Source organism: Clostridium sp. 19966, from assembly GCF_032335695.1.
In the GTDB taxonomy this organism is placed as follows: domain Bacteria; phylum Bacillota; class Clostridia; order Clostridiales; family Clostridiaceae; genus JACTOJ01.
Window position 1 is genome coordinate 283,072 of the sequence record NZ_JACTOJ010000002.1, and the last position, 18,268, is coordinate 301,339.

10 protein-coding genes and 1 riboswitch are annotated in these 18,268 nt (G+C 32.6%); of the genes, 4 read left to right on the forward strand and 6 right to left on the reverse strand.

Going from position 1 to position 18,268, the window contains the following annotated elements; all coding sequences use genetic code 11:
• Positions 1-9: 9 nt before the first annotated feature.
• Together IAI10_RS03200 and IAI10_RS03205 are read right to left on the reverse strand one after the other, a co-directional pair.
• Positions 10-951, reverse strand: a complete 942-nt coding sequence (locus IAI10_RS03200; RefSeq protein ID WP_315671850.1) for an ABC transporter permease subunit — start codon at positions 949-951, stop codon at positions 10-12.
• 122 nt (positions 952-1,073) lie between these two features.
• Positions 1,074-2,666 (reverse strand): extracellular solute-binding protein, encoded by a 1,593-nt coding sequence (locus IAI10_RS03205; protein ID WP_315671851.1) that lies wholly within the window; start codon positions 2,664-2,666, stop codon positions 1,074-1,076.
• 300 nt (positions 2,667-2,966) lie between these two features.
• On the opposite strand from IAI10_RS03205, the gene IAI10_RS03210 reads away from it, so the two are divergent.
• The 4 genes from IAI10_RS03210 to IAI10_RS03225 all read left to right on the forward strand — a co-directional run bounded on the left by IAI10_RS03210 (position 2,967) and on the right by IAI10_RS03225 (position 10,829).
• A complete protein-coding gene (locus IAI10_RS03210) occupies positions 2,967-5,213 on the forward strand; it encodes an AraC family transcriptional regulator (RefSeq protein ID WP_315671852.1) in 2,247 nt (748 codons plus the stop codon).
• Positions 5,214-5,291: 78 nt separating this feature from the next.
• Positions 5,292-5,404: riboswitch (SAM riboswitch) on the forward strand.
• A 90-nt stretch (positions 5,405-5,494) separates the two neighbouring features.
• Entirely contained in the window at positions 5,495-9,142 is a 3,648-nt protein-coding gene (gene metH, locus IAI10_RS03215; RefSeq protein ID WP_315671853.1) for a methionine synthase, read from the forward strand.
• A 148-nt stretch (positions 9,143-9,290) separates the two neighbouring features.
• Positions 9,291-9,980, forward strand: a complete 690-nt coding sequence (locus tag IAI10_RS03220) for a DUF624 domain-containing protein (protein ID WP_315671854.1) — start codon at positions 9,291-9,293, stop codon at positions 9,978-9,980.
• Positions 9,981-10,004: 24 nt separating this feature from the next.
• Complete coding sequence (locus tag IAI10_RS03225) at positions 10,005-10,829, forward strand: AraC family transcriptional regulator (protein WP_315671855.1); 825 nt, start codon at positions 10,005-10,007, stop codon at positions 10,827-10,829.
• A 29-nt stretch (positions 10,830-10,858) separates the two neighbouring features.
• On the opposite strand, the gene IAI10_RS03230 is transcribed toward IAI10_RS03225, so the two are convergent.
• The 4 genes from IAI10_RS03230 to IAI10_RS03245 form a co-directional block, all read right to left on the reverse strand.
• Positions 10,859-13,141, reverse strand: a complete 2,283-nt coding sequence (locus IAI10_RS03230) for a glycoside hydrolase family 95 protein (RefSeq protein ID WP_315671856.1) — start codon at positions 13,139-13,141, stop codon at positions 10,859-10,861.
• 26 nt (positions 13,142-13,167) lie between these two features.
• The gene (locus IAI10_RS03235) at positions 13,168-14,715 is read right to left on the reverse strand and encodes a response regulator transcription factor (RefSeq protein WP_315671857.1); all 1,548 of its coding nucleotides are present in this window, start codon (positions 14,713-14,715) and stop codon (positions 13,168-13,170) included.
• On the reverse strand, positions 14,690-16,504 hold the full coding sequence (locus tag IAI10_RS03240) for a histidine kinase (protein ID WP_315671858.1): 1,815 nt from the start codon (positions 16,502-16,504) through the stop codon (positions 14,690-14,692). Before IAI10_RS03240 ends, IAI10_RS03235 begins: the two co-directional genes overlap by 26 nt.
• Positions 16,505-16,592: 88 nt before the next feature.
• Positions 16,593-18,266: an ABC transporter substrate-binding protein gene (locus IAI10_RS03245; RefSeq protein ID WP_315671859.1), complete on the reverse strand. Its 1,674-nt coding sequence runs from the start codon at positions 18,264-18,266 to the stop codon at positions 16,593-16,595.
• Between the last annotated feature and the right edge of the window lie 2 nt (positions 18,267-18,268).

The window sequence follows — 18,268 nt, forward strand, 5'->3', positions numbered from 1 at the left end:
TATCACTCCTTACCACAGACTAGTATCATTGACTTTTCTGCTTATTTTATTTGTAGCATAAATCAATATAAAATTAATTATTGAATTGAACAAACCCACGGCAGTACTATATCCAAAATTATTTTCCAGAAGTCCTCGCCTATATACAAAAGTGGATATTACATCAGAGGTGGAATAAATCATAGGATTATATAGAAGAATAATTTTTTCATAACCTACATTTAATAAACCTCCCATGGCAAGAATAAACATTATTATAATCATAGGGGCAATTCCAGGTAAAGTAACATGAAGCAGCTGCTTCCATTTATTCGCGCCATCAATCTGAGCAGCCTCATACAGCTGTTGATCTATTCCCATGAGCGCAGCTATATATATAATTGAAGAAAATCCAATTTCTTTCCATATATTGGTACTTACATAAAGCGGCACAAAGTAACTTGGAACGGAAAGAAGATTTACCTGCTTACCTATAAAAAATTCTACTATAGAACTGAGCACTCCTCCGATTTGTGAAAAATCTACTATCATTCCGCAAACAACTATGAGAGATACAAAGTGGGGAATGTAGGTTATGGTCTGCACAATTCTAGAAAACCATTTAACTCTTAGTTCATTAATCAATAGTGCCAGTAGGATAGGAGCTGGAAAACCTAAAATCAAGGAAGTTACACTGATTATTAAAGTGTTTTTCATCAATCTTACAAAATAATAACTGCTAAAAAAGTCAGTAAAATATTTAAACCCTATCCAGTTACTTCCTAGAATCCCCTTTGAAGGATTAAAATCCTTAAATGCTATTATTACTCCATACATAGGCTTGTAACAAAATACTAAATAAAATAAAACCACAGGCAATACTAAAAGATATAATTCTTTATTCTTCTTAAAGTCTTTTTTAACCCTAGTGCCAAAGCTGTCAATTCTTACTTTCTTGTTAACTTGCAACATGTAATATCACTCCTCCCCATGAGAAACACTCACATACAAAGTATTAGAAATTTGCATACCCAAAGTTTAGATAATTTCCATAAGAGGGTATGCAAACACAGTTTATGATTTTAATTTAAGGATTAACGTTTATTATATCTGTTTAAAGCATCCTGATTATATTTTAGATACTTCTGAAGTCCTAGCTTATTAAGCTGATCAACATATTTATCAAAATTTGATAAAGGCTCAGTTCCCATAATAAATTTAAAGGACATTTCGTTCACATAGGTATTTATTCCATTTATTATAGAAGCAGCATCTGAGCTTTCATCGGATTTTAAAGATATCTGTGGCAGATTATATTTTGAAGCATCTGTTTTCCAAGTTTCTGTGGCTGCTTTTTGAAGAGGCGTTGCTAACTGCTGAGTTAAAACCTGCTGTATAGTAGGAGATCCCGCATAACGAGTATAGTTAGCCATTACACTGCTTCTAGCTATTTTATCTGGATTATTTAATACAGTGTCGGTATAAGTAGGATTTCCGTCTTTCATAGTATAAGATTTTCCCTCTATTCCAAGGTTATAAAGCTTAGCACCTTTTTCACTATATCCAAAGTCAAGGAGCCTTGCAGCTATTTCTGGGTATTTACATTTTGTAGTTATAGCGGCTGCATTATATGTGGTATATCTGCTATCCTGCTGTCCGAATTTAGGTGTTTCTCCTTTTTCAAGCACTGGATATTTAGCTCCTTCATACTTAAATCCATTTCCAGTCTTATCAGCATTAGTCTGCCATGCTGCCATATTTCCACCCCCAAGTCCAATGCTTACGCCAGAATTGCCACTGGTCATAGCCGTAGCTTTTTGATCTCCTGTCAAAGTTGCGAAATTTTTGTCCAAGAGACCGCTGATGTACCATTTTTTCATTAATGTTAAGAAATCCTTATAACCTTCCTCCGCTTGTCCAAATTTAACTTTTCCATTTTCAACATATAATCCAGGTTTAACGCCATAAGCCCCAACAAAAGCTGAGCTCCATCCTATAGCTCCCCAATCAAAAGTTAAAGGTGACTTTATTCCGGATTCTTTAAACTTAGTGAGTACGTTTTCATATTCATCAATAGTAGTTGGTGATTCTAACCCTAATTTGTCCAATAGATCTCTTCTGACAATTGGTCCTAAATAGGTGGTTAATTTATCATCATCTCTTAAGAATGGATAGCAATAGTAAGTTCCTGAGTCAGTTTTAACAGCTTTATCTAAATTAGGATTCTTCTTCAGATAGGCTTTTAGATTAGGAGAGTATTTATCTATTAAATCATTTAATTTTAATGTAGTTCCATTATTAATAGGCGCCTCTGGGCCTCCAGCAAAGGAATACCAATCATTTTCAATGATGTCTGGCAAATCGCCTGAGGCAATTAATAAATTTAGTGCTCCTGAGGTGTCATTACCAGATGGATGAACATACTTAACCTTTATTCCTGTTTCTTTCAAAAGTTCTTTTGCAAATTCTGTATCATTTTCAGTTTTAATATTTCCATAGCCTTGTATTTGGCTAAACCCAACCCACCAAGTTAAGGTAACGTCAGTTTTTAATGGATAGCTGCTGCTTGAAGCTGCAGAATCATTTGCAGCAGAACTATTGTCTGATTTCTTACATCCCATCATTAAAGATGAAGTCAGCATTACTACTGTCAATAAGGAGATAAATAATTTTTTTCTTTTTAACATCCATATTCCCCCGTTCACATTTTTAATTTTGTGAGGCCTCTTACAATGTGATACTAACACCACACATCAATTTTTTAAACGATTACTTTTTAATCTCATAGGTCATTTTTTAATACTTAAATATTGACCTGCTGCATGAGGCATAAACCAAATTGTATTAAGAATATTAATATGCTATATTTAGCATATGTCTTGAAAATGTTTACATTACCTATAAAAGGAGATTATTATGAGGATTAGTTTATCAGTAAAAAACAAAGCGTTATAATCACATGGTTGCTATCTTATGTTGTATTTCTAGTGCTTTTCATAATTGTAAGTGGGCTCATTTATTTATGGACTGACAAAAATATTAAGTCTGAAATAAATAATTCAAATACTTTTATGTTAAGTTCCATACGCACAAATATGGATAACTCTCTTGAAAATATAAAAAAGGTATGTCTAGAACTTAGCTATAATTCGAATATACAAGATATTCTTTCAACAAATGGAAATTTAACTGATGCGGATTACTTTAATGTATATAAGATTGCATCTTCGCTAAAATCTTACGCTTCCTTAAATAACAGCATAAACGGTGCTTATATAATGCTAAAAAATTATAATAAAATAATAACTGCTGATGGCATATTTGATTTAGAAGATTTTTTCAAAAACACTTACTCCTCAAATAATAATGATTTTGTAAAATGGCTTAAGGAATTTGATGAAAGAACTCCCGAAAAATACTTTACTACAATTATGGACAAAGATCATTCAAACAATAATAAACTTAATTATGTAAGAGCACTTTCTCAAATTAATTATCTAGATCTTTCTGTAAGCTCTGGAATAGTATTAAATGAGACAAACCTATTGCAGCAATTATCCGGAATTAATACCATGACTAAAGGTGTATCCTTCATATTGGATAGTAAAAATAACATTATTGCCTCTTCTGTTTCGGTAAATTTGTCTAACGAGCTTAATTTTAAAAATCTGCAGGGTAAGAGCGGTGTGCTGTATAAATATATAAATTCAAAAAAAGTGGTTATTTCCTATATCTCTTCTAAAGAAACTGATTGGAAATATGTAACTATGATTCCTAACAGTGTATTTTTCCAAAAGCTAAACTATATAAAATATTTCACCTTACTGGGCCTTCTTCTAAGCATGGTTTTTTACTCAATTTTCGCTTATTACTCACTGAAAAAAAATTATAATCCTATCACAAAGTTATTAGGTATTTTAAAAGATAGCACTAGTATTGAGGAAAGTAATTTAAATGAATATACTCTGATAGAAAAAGCCATACAGAAAACTTTAGCTGATAATGATTTGATTAGCAACAAGTTGTCTAAGCAAAATTTAATATTAAAAAATAACTTTCTTCAAAAACTTTTGAAGGGCGGCATTGATGAAAGCATTCCTTTAGATGAAGGACTTTCTTCTTTTGATATAACTTTTGAGTCAAATTATTTTGCAGTAATATCATTGTTTATAAATGACTCAGATGAGGATATAGAATCATTGAATTGTTATTGGGGAAATAGGCTCAGCACTTTAAATTTCATTCTTTCTAATATAATAATAGATTTAGTTAATAAAAAAAATAAAGCCTTTGTAGTAGAAGCGGATAACAATCTAGTTTGTCTAATCAACTTCAAGCAAGATAACATATTCTTTGCTAAATCTGATACCTTAAATACTATGAACGAAACGGAAGAATTCATAAATAAAAACTTTAAAACAAATATTTCTTTTTCTATGAGCGGAATACATGAAAATATTGAAAATATTGCTATAGCCTATAACGAATCTCTATATGCTATGAACTATAAAAATATCATGGGAATAAAACAAAATATTTCTTATGATGATATTAACAGTGCCTTTAAGGATACTTATTGCTATCCTTTAAATCAGGAACATCAGCTTTTGAATCATATAAAATCCGGAAATTATGCTATGGCTAGCAAAATCGTCAATGAAATTTTTTCAAAAAACCTCAATTCAGGAATGAATATAGAGCTAGCTCAATGCCTAATGCTTAACATGGTCAGCACTATGATAAGAGCAGTAAATGATGTGTCTGACCTTGACAAAGATAAATTTCTTCAGGAATTAAATCCGATTAAACAGCTCTTGCGCTGTAAAACCTTAAATCAGATGAAAAATCAATTAGATAATTTTCTTAAGGCTTTTTGTGCGCATGTTAATAAAAATATAGAAAAGAGCTCCAGTTGGGTAATAAGCAGTGTTATCCCCTATTTAGAAAAAAATTATAATGACCCCAATATTGGATTAGAACAGCTTAGTGAGCAATTCGGCGTTCATCCTGTATATCTTTCCAAAATATTTAAGGACCATGTAGGAGAAGGTTTGCTGGATTATATTTCAAAGCTCAGGATAGAGCAAGCAAAGGTTTTGCTTAAAGCTAATAAGAATTCCACTATTGAAAAAATAGCTGAGCTTGTGGGCTACTATAATGTTCGTACCTTCTCAAGAGTATTTAAAAAATATACAAACATCTCCCCAGGAAAATACAAAGACGAAGTTTCTTAAATTGTTTATATATACAATATTTTATTGACTTTTACACCATTATAATTTAGAATTTATATAAAGTTTAAGTAAATAATATTCTTATCTAGAGAGGTGGAGGGACTGGCCCTTTGAAGCCCAACAACCTATATTCTTTAAATAGAATAAAAGGTGTTAATTCCAGCAGAAATAATATTTCTGGCAGATAAGAAGAATAGTGTAATATCCGCTATTTTTCTTTTGAAAAATAGCGTTTTTATTTTTATAAATAATTTTTTAACAATTATAAGGGGGCAAATAATTTGAGATATGATATATTTAAACATTTAAATAAAAGGATACTTGTACTAGATGGAGCTATGGGAACCAGTATCCAAAAGCATAATTTAGATGAAATAACCTTTAGAGGAAGCTGTCACTGCCACTCCAATCAAAAAGGCAATAATGATCTCCTTAACATAACAAAACCTGAAATAATAAAGCAAATTCATATTAAATATCTAGAAGCAGGTGCAGATATAATTGAAACTAATACCTTTAATTCCACTAGAATATCTCAAGCAGATTATAATATGGAGGATAAAGTTTACGAGTTAAACTTTCAAGGTGGAAAATTAGCTAGAGAAGCTGCAGATGAGTTTACCCTAAAAACTCCTGATAAACCACGCTTTGTAGCAGGTTCTATTGGTCCTACTAACAAAACTGCTTCTATGTCACCAGACGTAGAAAATCCAGGCTTCAGAAATGTAAGTTTTAATGATCTGGTTGTTAGCTATGAAGAACAGATTAACGGACTTATTGACGGCGGAGTAGATCTTTTACTTATTGAAACCATATTTGATTCTCTTAATGCAAGAGCTGCTATATTTGCGGCAGACACTATTCTTACTGATAGAAATCTAGATATTCCTGTTATGATTTCCGGAACTATTGCTGATAAAAGCGGAAGAATTTTATCTGGTCAAACCTTAGAGGCTTTTGCAGAAAGCATGAAGAATCATAGAGTTGTAAGTATCGGATTGAATTGTTCCTTTGGTGCTGAAGATTTGATTCCATTCATCAAAACTCTTTCTAAAACACAAAACCTCTATATAAGCTTTCATCCTAACGCAGGACTCCCAAATTCCTTAGGTGAATATGATGAACTTCCGGAAATAACGGCTGGTATAGTAAAAAATTTGGCTCATGAGGGTGACTTAAATATTGTTGGAGGATGCTGCGGTACCACTCCAGATCACATAAAAGCTATAGCTGCTGCAGTTTCAAAGGTACAACCCAGAAAGCTTCCAGAAATAGAAAGAGAAAGTGTTTTCTGCGGACTTGAAGTAACTAGAATAAATAAAAGTTCTAATTTTGTGAATGTTGGAGAGAGAACAAACGTAGCAGGTTCAGCTAAATTTGCCAGACTTATAAGAGAAAAAAAATACGAAGAAGCCTTATCAATCGCTAAAGACCAGGTAGAAAATGGTGCTCAAATCATAGATGTAAATTTTGATGACGCCCTTCTGGATGCAAAAGTTGAAATGGACACATTCCTAAAATTGCTGGCCAGTGAGCCCGAAATTTCAAAAGTTCCAGTGATGATTGATTCTTCTAAATTTGAAGTTCTAGAAACAGGTCTTAAAGCAATTCAAGGCAAAGCTATAGTAAATTCAATATCCTTAAAAAATGGAGAAGAAGAATTCATAAGAGAAGCAAAGTTAATAAATAAATATGGAGCAGGTATAATAGTTATGGCCTTTGACGAAAAAGGTCAGGCGGACAATTTTCAAAGAAAAATTCACATATGTAAAAGAGCTTATGACATTCTAGTTAATGAGGTTAAATTCTCACCAGAGAATATAATTTTTGATCCTAACATATTGGCTATAGCCACAGGCATGGAAGAACATAATAACTATGCTGTAGATTTTATAAATGCAACAAAGTGGATAAAGGAAAACCTCCCCTATGCAAAGGTAAGCGGAGGAGTAAGCAACCTTTCCTTCTCCTTTAGAGGGAATAATGCCATAAGAGAAGCTATGCACTCTGCTTTTCTATATCATGCAATCTCTGCTGGAATGGACATGGGAATAGTTAATCCGGGAATGATTCAAATATATGATGAAATTGATAAGGTCTTGCTTGAAAAAGTGGAAGCAGTAATTTTAAATAAGAATGAAAATGCAGCTGAAGAACTAATTGAATTAGCTGAAAAATACAAAAATAAAGAAAATGCTCATGAAGAAAATAAATTAGCCTGGAGGAACACCTCTGCTGAGGAAAGATTGAAATATGCTTTGGTAAAAGGTGTTACTGATTACATTGAAGAGGATGTTGAGGAAGTTAGAAAAAATGTAAGCAGAGCTTTAGAAGTTATAGAAGGGCCTCTAATGTCTGGAATGAATGTGGTTGGCGAACTTTTTAGTGAAGGAAAAATGTTTCTTCCTCAAGTAGTAAAAAGTGCAAGAGTCATGAAAAAGGCAGTAAGCTTCCTTCTTCCATATATTGAGGCTGAAAAGTCTGGAGAAGGTAGAAGCAGTGCTGGTAAAGTGGTTTTTGCTACCGTGAAAGGCGACGTTCATGATATTGGTAAAAATATTGTCTCAGTGGTATTATCCTGTAATAATTTTGAAGTAATAGATTTAGGAGTCATGGTACCCTGTGAAACTATATTAGAGGCGGCAAAACGAGAAAATGCAGATATAATTGCTTTGAGTGGTCTCATCACTCCTTCTTTGGAAGAAATGTGCTATGTAGCTGAAGAGATGGAGAGACAAGGCTTTAATATTCCTTTGATGGTTGGAGGAGCTACCACTTCTAAAACTCATACTGCATTAAAAATAGCTCCGAAATATTCAAGAGGTGTGGTGCATACTACAGATGCTTCCAAGGCAGTAGAAGCTGCTAAAAAACTAGCTAATAAAGATTTAAGAGATATTTATCTTAAAGGAATAAATGAAGAATATGCTAAGGTTAGAGAAAACTATTCTAAGATAGAAAGAAAGTTTCTCCCTTTGAATGAAGCTAGAGCAAAATCTTTTAAAATAGATTGGGAGAAGGTAAAAATAGTAAAACCAAACTTCCTAGGCATAAAAGAATTTGATAGTTATCCTATCAGTGAGCTTAGAAAATATATAGACTGGACTTTCTTCTTTATTGCCTGGGATATGAAAGGCACTTATCCAAAGATAATGGATGATCCAAAATATGGAGAAGAAGCTAAAAAGATTTATGAAGATGCAAACAAAATGCTGGATTTCATTGAGAAAAATAATATACTTACAGCAAAAGGATTGCTTGGAATCTTCCCTGCAAATTCTTCTGGAGATGACATAAAAGTATATGATGCAGATAAAAAAGAACTGCTCACTACCTTCAATCTTTTAAGGCAGCAAGAGATTAATAAGCTCGGTGAATACAGATGCTTAAGTGATTATATTGCTCCAGAAGCTTCTGCTGTAAATGATTATATAGGTGCTTTCATAGTTACCGGAGGCATAGGTGCAAATGAATACAGCCTAAAATTAAAGGAAGCTGGAGATGATTATGGAGCTATAATGGTAAAAATATTAGCTGATAGGTTGGCTGAGGCTTTCTCTGAACTGCTTCATCTTAAATTAAGAAAAGAGTATTGGGCATATGCTGCGGAGGAAGACATTTCTATGCAGGACTTATTAAAGGGTGCTTATAGAAGCATACGTCCAGCTTTTGGTTATCCTTCCTTGAGAGATCACAGCGAAAAGGAAAAACTTTTCAAGCTTATGAATGGAAACAAAATAGGTGTGAATCTCACCGAAAGCTTTATGATGGAGCCTACTGCCAGCGTATGTGGTTTATATTTCGCTTCAGAACATGCAAAATACTTCGATATATACAAAATTGATAATGATCAATTGTCAGATTATACAAATAGATGTAAAAAAAACAATGAAACTGTTAAGAGAAATTTGAAAAACATTTTAATATAGCCATATATAAGGATAATAAGATTTTAAACTTATTATCCTTTTGTTCATACTTTATTAACACCACCTTATATTGCTATTATTGATTATTTAGGCAAAATAAGTTAGAATAGTACTGTAAACATAATTCTATATTATTGGAGGCTTTTATATGTCAAAAGGCAATTTTTTCGACAGTCCGTTGTATACGATAACAAACTATATCTATTATTTTCTTATGACAAATTTAATATTTGTTTTTACAAACATATTGTTTTTTATATTACTTTTATTCGGTACTCCAGGCTTTCTTACATACCTTTTATTATTTATAACTGCAATTCCTTTAGGACCTTCTTTTGCAGCTATATTGTCTGTAATGCATAAGCTTTTAAGACAAAAGGAATTGTCTGTAGCGAAAGACTATTTTTCTGCTTTTAAGCAAAATTTTAAACAAGCTATAAAAATATGGTTATTCCAGTTAGTTGCAGTCACCGTACTTCTTGTAGATTTAAATTCTACCCATCAGAATGCAGGATTTGCTATACTTTATCCTTTCTTTTTGGTAGCTTTTGCATTAGTGGTTCTATTAGGACTTCATGCCTTCCCTATACTTACTAGATTTTACATGAAGACCACAGATATTATAAAAACTTCTTTTTATTTTACTATAAGAAAGTTTAATATCACTATCTTAAATTTGTCCATAATAGTAGTGGTTTTCTTTCTAATAAAGTACTTAAAGATGATAGGCATATTATTCTTTGCCAGCGTAATAGCTTATTTAATAATGTTCTATGAAAAAGATATATTAGCACAGCTAGAAGAGAAAATTAATTCCAATTCTGATAATACTAAATAACATATATGAATTAGGGTGATGGAAATGGGTATGATATTTCCTTTAATTACTGACTTTGAACAAAAGTTGCCGCTTTTTCTTGCGGGAGTTGGATGTAAACATTCTCAAGAAAATGTTTATAGACCCAACGGCTACCCTTATCTGCAATGGATTCAGTGTAGAAAAGGTACAGGTAAATTGATTGTAGACGGCTATACCTACAATGTAAATGAAAATCAAGGTTTCCTACTATTTCCCAATATAGCTCATGAATACTACAGCACATCAGAGCATTGGGAGGTAGATTGGCTTACTATTGGCGGTTACTTATCCTCAGAAATGTTTAAAAAGGCGGGCATGGATAAATCTCAAGTGTTTTATGTTTCTGAACCAGAACTTATTCTTCTCAGAACTGAGAAAATGTTGGACATTTGTACATCCTATAATACATTAAAGAGTCTTGATTGTTCAAAAATACTTTACAGCTTAATAATAGATATCATAGCTTATGCTTCTAAAGATAAATCAGACTTCATAGTTGGGCACTATTCTAAGCTTAAAAATATTTTTGACTATATAGATTCTCATTTTAATAAAGTGATAACTTTAGAGGAGCTTTCTTCTATAGCTGATATAACTCCTCAATATCTCTGTGCCCTCTTCAAAAAGACTACTGGTATGAGAATATTTGAATATATAAACAGCATCAGAATAAAAAACAGTAAAGAAATGATATTAAAGCAGAGGGATATGTCCATAAAAAATATATCTTTGAATTGCGGCTATGACGATGTAAGTTATTTCTGCTCTATATTCAAAAGACTGGAAAAGGTTACTCCTGGTGAATTCAAAAAACTTCATGGAGTTTAATCAATAAAAAAGTGGCTCAAGCCACTTTTTTAATTTTCAGGTATCAACTTGTATTCTTGTCCTATTTCTGTCTCAAATTCTATTATATTTTTCTGATTTGAACGCTTTATAAATATAACTTCATCACCTTTAAGAACAGTTAATTTATCTTCACTGTATAATCTGAAAAGTTTTCCCGCCTTTGATCTTATAGCAGCTTCAGCCAGCTTATTTGAAGCCCAATTTATATCTACCTCGAAGCCTCCTTTTGCACAAAGGCCCGTAACGCTGCCATTTTCCCAAAGCTTAGGAAGTGCTGGCAGAAGATGAATATAGCCTGTATGGCTTTGAAGAAGAATTTCTGCAATTCCTGCTGTACCTCCAAAGTTTCCATCTATCTGAAATGGAGGATGAGTGTCAAACATATTAGGCAATGTAGATTTTCCAAGTAAAGCTATTATGTTATCATAAGCAAGCTCGCTCTCTTCTAGTCTTGCCCACATATTTATTATCCACGCCCTGCTCCAGCCTGTATGACCTCCTCCATAGGATAGTCTTCTTTTTAGAGTATTTTTAGCAGCTTCTGCAAGTTCAGGTGTTTCTCTCACAGTTATTTGATTGGATGGGTGAAGAGCAAATAATTGAGAGATATGTCTGTGACCTGGCTCTACCTCATCATAATCCTCTGCCCATTCCTGAATCTGACCATATTTCCCTATTTGAGGTTTAGGTAGAAGTTCTCTCATAGCAGTTATTTTTTCTTTAAATTCTTTCTCTATGTTAAGTATAGCCGCACCATCAATGCAGGCGGAAAAAAGAGCATATATTATCTGACTATCCATGGATGGTCCCATACAAAGTGAACCTTTTTCCCCATTTGGCAGCATATATGTATTCTCTGGAGAAACAGATGGACATGTAACTAACTGTCCTTTATCATTTTTTATAAGAAAATCCACAAAAAATTCTGCTGCTTCCTTCATAGTATCATAGTATTTTGCTAAAAAGGCTCTGTCCTGAGTAAATTCATAATGCTCCCATAAGTGAAGACATAGCCATGCAGCTCCCATAGGCCATTGAGTGCCAGGCCTCCAAAGATCCTGAGGCGCAGTATCCCCCCATATATCTGTATTATGATGACACATAAATCCATTGCAATCATACATTTTTTTTGCGGTTATCCTTCCTGGCGCCCTCATTCTCTGCAAATGATCAAACAAAGGTTCATGACACTCTGAAAGATTGCAAACCTCTGCTGGCCAGTAATTCATTTCAGTGTTTATATTTATAGTGAACTTTCCTCCCCAAGGCGCCACCATTTCCTCATTCCATATACCCTGTAAATTAGCAGGAAGAGTACCTGGTCTGCTGCAGCTTATAAGAAGATATCTTCCAAATTGAAAGTATAGCTGTACAATTCCCAAATCCTTCTCACCATTACGTATTTTCTCTAATCGTACATCAGTAGGTATATTTTCTTTATAATCCTCATCTATTAAATTTAATTTTACTCTATCAAATAATTTTTTATAATCGGCTATATGCTCTGCTTTTATATCTTCATATTCCAGCTTAAATGCTGAATCTAAATTTTCTCTGCACCACTGCTCAGGATTTTCCTTCCAATAATCTGTTCTAGCAGTAAACAGCAAAGTTACTTCAGTAGCCTTCTCTACTACTAGCTTATTGCCAATAGTATACATGCTGCCATCCTTTACCTTACCCTTTAGAAGTGCGCAAAACTCTATTCCGTATTTGCTGCTGCTTTTTCCATTAAGAATAAGAGTATCTTCTCCCTCTGCTTCCTGCCTATCATAATATCTTTCTCTGGACAATCTCATAATAAAAGATATTTTATTTTTTTCACTGGCAGTTAATTTCATTACCATAACATTTCTGGGATTGCTAGTAAATATTTCTCTGCGGTAATTAATGTCACCTATGGAATATTTAATTCTTACCAAGGCTTTGTCCAAATCTAGTTCTCTTTCATAATTTATGGCTTCTTCTTGATGATTGAAGTCTATGTATATATCACCTAGGGTCTGGTAATGTCTTTGATCTTCAGAGGTGCCAGACATAGCTAGTTCTGTTAATCTTTCTGCCTCACTAATATTACCTTTTGCAAGAAGTTCCCTTATTATAGGTAAGTATTTAAGAGCATCCTTATTGTTTCTATCCCTAGGTCCTCCATCCCAAACAGTATCTTCATTTAGCTGAATATGCTCATTTTTAACTCCACCATAAACCATTCCTCCTATTCTTCCATTGCCTATAGGAAGAGCCTCATTCCAGTCATCTGCCTTAGCCGCCTTATCATACCATAGCCTCATAGTCACATCTCCTTTATTATATTTGATTATAATACCTTATCAATTTTTTTATATTCTTTTGGACTCACACCTACGTACTTCTTAAATTTTTCGTAAAAATAATCTATATTTTTATATCCTACTTTTTCTGACACTTGATAAACTTTTATGTCACTCTCCATTAATAAATGCTTAGCATTTTCAATTCTTATTTTGTCTAGGTATGAGTTAAAATTTTCTCCTGTATGACTTTTAAATAATTTTCCCAAATAAGCGCTGTTATAATTGAAAAGCTCCGCTAGACTTTCAAGTCTTAGTGGCTTATAATAATTTTTCTGTATATATGCTATCATTCTCTTTATTATATTATCCGTAGTGGTATCGCATATATTTTTAGATATATTAATAAGCTCCTGTTTTAAATATTCCATGAGTTTTGAAAGGTTTTCCTTACCATATATATCTTTTATAATATCTTCATAATCACAAATAACGTACTTATCAGTATAATTGGCAGCTATTTTTTTAATTATTCCTATATGAATATTGGAACATATTGTTTTAACCATGGCTTCAGTATCTATATATTCTAACAAATACAGCCTTAAAATCTCTATATTTTCATTTATTTTCTCTTCTTCATACACTTCTATATAGGTATATACTTCTTCTATAAAATCAGATATAATCAATTGACTATTATCATTTATCAAAAGCTCTTTCTCTAAATATTCGCCGCTTATTATATTTTTATCCTCAAAGAAAAATTTTCTTTTTGCAAGGTCTAACGCATTTTTATAGGATTCACTTATTTCTTCCACTGTACATACTTCCATACCCTTTGTTATAAGAACATTTTTAAATAATTTTGCAAAAAGTCTTTCATAAAGCTTTTCTAATATATCCATAGTATCCTCATAATCCAAGCCTTCAAATAAAATAACCATCTTATCAGCAATATAGGCTACTTCTACATCTGATTTATTAGGAATAAAATCATATATTCTTTCTATAAAGCCATCACTTATGTCCACTATTTCTTGCTGATAAAATTCTATGGTTGCTACAGAATACTTGGATACGGATTTACTAAAGCCTAATGCAGCTTTATCCATACTTAAGCCTATGGAGTCTCCTGTACCAGTAATTATATTTTTTAACGCTTTTTCCTTTACATATTTATTGCTTTTTTCAAGCTGTCTATTTATTTCTTCTTCCTTTTCAAATTCATTGTGTATTTTATCTACTATTTCTTCCAGTTCCGTATCATCAATTGGCTTAAGAATATAGGAGCTTACCCCTAAGGAAATAGAACTTTTAGCATATTCAAAATCAGAATATCCTGTAAGAATTATATATTTCCCACTATACCCCATAGAATTTGCATTTTTTATTACATCTAGTCCAGTTATTCCTGGCATTTTAATATCCATTAATACTAGATTAGGATTTAAATTAATTATTTTATTAAGAGCATCCTTACCATCTGATGCTTCACCGCAAACCTGAAAGCCATATTTTCCCCAATCGATAATGCTTTTAAGTCCTTCTCTTACCAATGGCTCATCATCAACAATAAGTACCTTTAATATCATAAAAACCCTCCTCACTTACTGGGATACTGATCCTAACTTTTGTTCCCTGCTTAACTTTACTTACTATGCTCACTCCATAGCTTTCTCCATAATATATCTTTATTCTTTGATTAACATTTCTTATTCCTATACTTTCACCATCATCACTGCCGGAATCACTTAACTTTTCCTTTATATCCTTCAATTTCTCTTCCGAAATTCCAATGCCGTTATCGATTACATCTATATTAAGTATACCATTTTCATTTTCTATTACAATATCTATAGTTCCTCTATCTTCTTTGTTCTCAAGTCCATGTATAAAAGCATTTTCAACAATTGGCTGAAGAAGCAGTGGCAATATCTTATATTCTTCCACAGAACACAATATTTCTATATTGTAATTCACTTTATCTCCAAATCTCAATTTTTGAATAGCTAAATAGCTTTTAGTAAGTTCAATTTCTGATTCTAAAGAAACCAATTTATTTTTTACTTCCAAATTTCTTCTCATTATTTTACCAAGCATCTTAACTATATCCGCAATCTCCTTCTGACCATTACAAAAGGCTTTCATTCTTATAGTCTCAAGAGTATTATATAAAAAATGTGGATTTATCTGACTGGAAAGCATTTTAAACTGAGCTTCCTTTTGTTTATTTACCAGCTGCTCTTTTTGTATTCTTACTACATAGACCTCTTGTATAAGCTGTTCTATGCTTCTCATCATAGCATATAAATCATCATATAGCTCCTTTATTTCATCATTCCCGCCTATATCGGCACTGATATTAAAGTCTCCAGATACTACTTTATGCATTTCTTTTCTAAGAAGCTCTACTCTTCTTGTAAAAATATGAGAAAACACTAATATTAAGATTATAGATAGAATCAAACTTATTCCAGTAATTGCAAAGCCTTTATTTTGTATCTGCACTGATTTTTGAGTTATGTCATCAATAGACATTACTGTGCTTATTTCAAATGTATTATTCAATGCCTTATCGGGCTGAAATTCTTTTAAAATCACATTGGATTTTTCTCCTTTGTAATATATTTTCTTAATGTAATTTTCTTTTTCACCTAAGTATTTCTCATCCTCAAAATTTATTTTTATTAATTCTGCATCGCTTTTATTGCTCATCACCATATTGCTTTTGTCTAAGCTTATAATGGTAGTATAAGGTTCATTATTGATTATTGATCTAATGCTGTCTTGGTTAATATTTATTACCAATACTCCTAAATTAACATTATTAGAATCTTTTACCAGCCTTATTAAGCTTAAATAATTATCATTAGCTATATCATCATGCTTATACATCCAAATTATAGCTCCATTGTTACTATAAGCCTTCTTATACCAAGGCGAGTTTTTAATATTTTCTGTAGCTCTTATAAATGTAGAATTATCAAGCATGGTATCATTATCTACATAAAATCTTATGCTCTTTATTTCGTTGTAAAAATTTAAATATTGATCAAATAAATCTATGGAATCATAGGTTTCAACAATTTGAGATGTACTCTTATATTTTGTTAAAACAATATTGCTAAGAGTACTATTAAAATATAATCTATCAGAAACATAGTTTGCTATCTTAACTATATCGTTAAATCTATCTGATATTCTATCAGTATTTACAGAAGCTTCCTTCACGGCATTTTCAACAACAATATTCTTCATTCCGTTTGTAAGATAAATTCCAACTATTAAAACAGGAAGCACAGCTATTATATATATTCCTATGAGCTTTTTTCTAATCTTCATATTATTGATGATACAATTTGCTTTTTTTAACAGCTTCATATTGTTACCTTCTCACACAAATATTGCTATCTTAGTAAAAATGCTTGACTAAAAAGCATTTGCTTTCAGTCAAGCATTTATTCTTTTATTACTTACTATTCCAAAGTGATATTCTGTCTTTAGTTAACTGTGTCATAGCATCATCAGCCTTCTGAATTCCCATTGACTTTAAGTCACTCTGAATCTTATTCCAAGCAGAATCAAAATCAGCTGGTTTTCCAAGTATAGTCTGTGTTATAGCTTTTTGTACGTAGTCATCAGCTTTTTTCTGTATGATTGAAAGATCACTAGAGCTGTCTATGCTGAATTCCCAAGCTTGTCCATGCTTAGACTGTCCGCCAAGATCTTTTGCTGTTGGGAACAAATCAGTCCAAAGCTTTGCATTATATGCTTTTAAAGTTTCTTTTTCAGCAGTATTGTAGCTTGCTGCAATGTTTTCTTCACTGTTAGTTGTGTAGTAGTTTCCTGTTGAATCCTTAGCTCCATCTCCTTGTTCTGGGAATGGATAAGGGTAAAGACCAACGCCTGTTTTCTTGCTGTAATCTTTGTCTGAGTTCTTCTTAGCAAGTTCATCTGCTGGTATAACTCTCTTGCCATTTTCAACCTTATAGTTAGTTCCTTCAATTCCCCAGTTAGTAAGTACCTGTGCTTCATCAGATGCCATCCAATCTAAGAATTGGAATGCTCTCTCTTTGTTTTTAGAGTTCTTAGCAATTGCAACTCCCCAACCACCGCTGTAACCATAATCCTTAAGACTTGGATCTTTTTTGCTATCATCTACAGTTACTGCTAGAGGAGCATAAGTTCTTTCTGCTTTGTTAGCTGCTATAAGAGCTTTAGTTGCATCACCATAATCCCAGTTAGCATCAGATATTCCCAAAACTCTTCCAGAGGAAAGCTTTGAAATATAAGTATCATACTTTTGTGTAAATGCTTCTGGATCTAATATTCCATCTGCATTCATCTGATTCATCCATTTAAAATAAGTCTTTACTTCTGGAAGCTCAAACTTATAAGTAGCTTTTTGAGTTGAATCATCTATATACCACTGACCATCATCTGGCAATCCTGCTGCATATCCTGCTGGATTACCTACTGTTATAAGCCATCTGAAGGATTCACTTCCAACAAGAGACATACCAATGGTTTTCTGACCATCAATAGTAGGGTTTTTTGCAAGATAGCTCTTGAGAGCGTTTTCATAATCAGCAATAGTTTTTATCTTAGGATAATTCAAATCCTTTAGAACAGCATTTTGAAGCTGCAGTGTACCACTTGTGCTCCAAGTAGCTGTATGAACACCATTTGTTCCTACTGTATATATGGATTTGTCATTCAAGCTATATCTCAGTTTCTTTAACTGATCGCCATATAGCTTCTTTATGTTGTCTCCATCTTTGTTAATGTAATCATCTAATTTTTCAAGAGCTCCAGCATCCACAAGTTTACTTGTATCTCCCTTTGCATAAATCATGTCTGGATAGGTTCCACTGGCAATCATAAGTGGAATTGCTTGAGTATCTCCACCAACTGGATGAGTATACTTTAAGGTTACTCCAGTTTTTTCTGTAATCTTTTTTGCTACTGGATCGGTAAAATCAATGTCTGTAGATAAGTCGGCATCAAAAATTGTCAAAGTAACCGGACTCTTGTCTTTAGATCCCTTAGTGTCTGTGTCTTTGGACTTACTTGAACATCCAACCATTGCAGTTGAAATAAGTGCCACTGAAATCAATAAACTAATAATTTTGACTTTTTTCATGA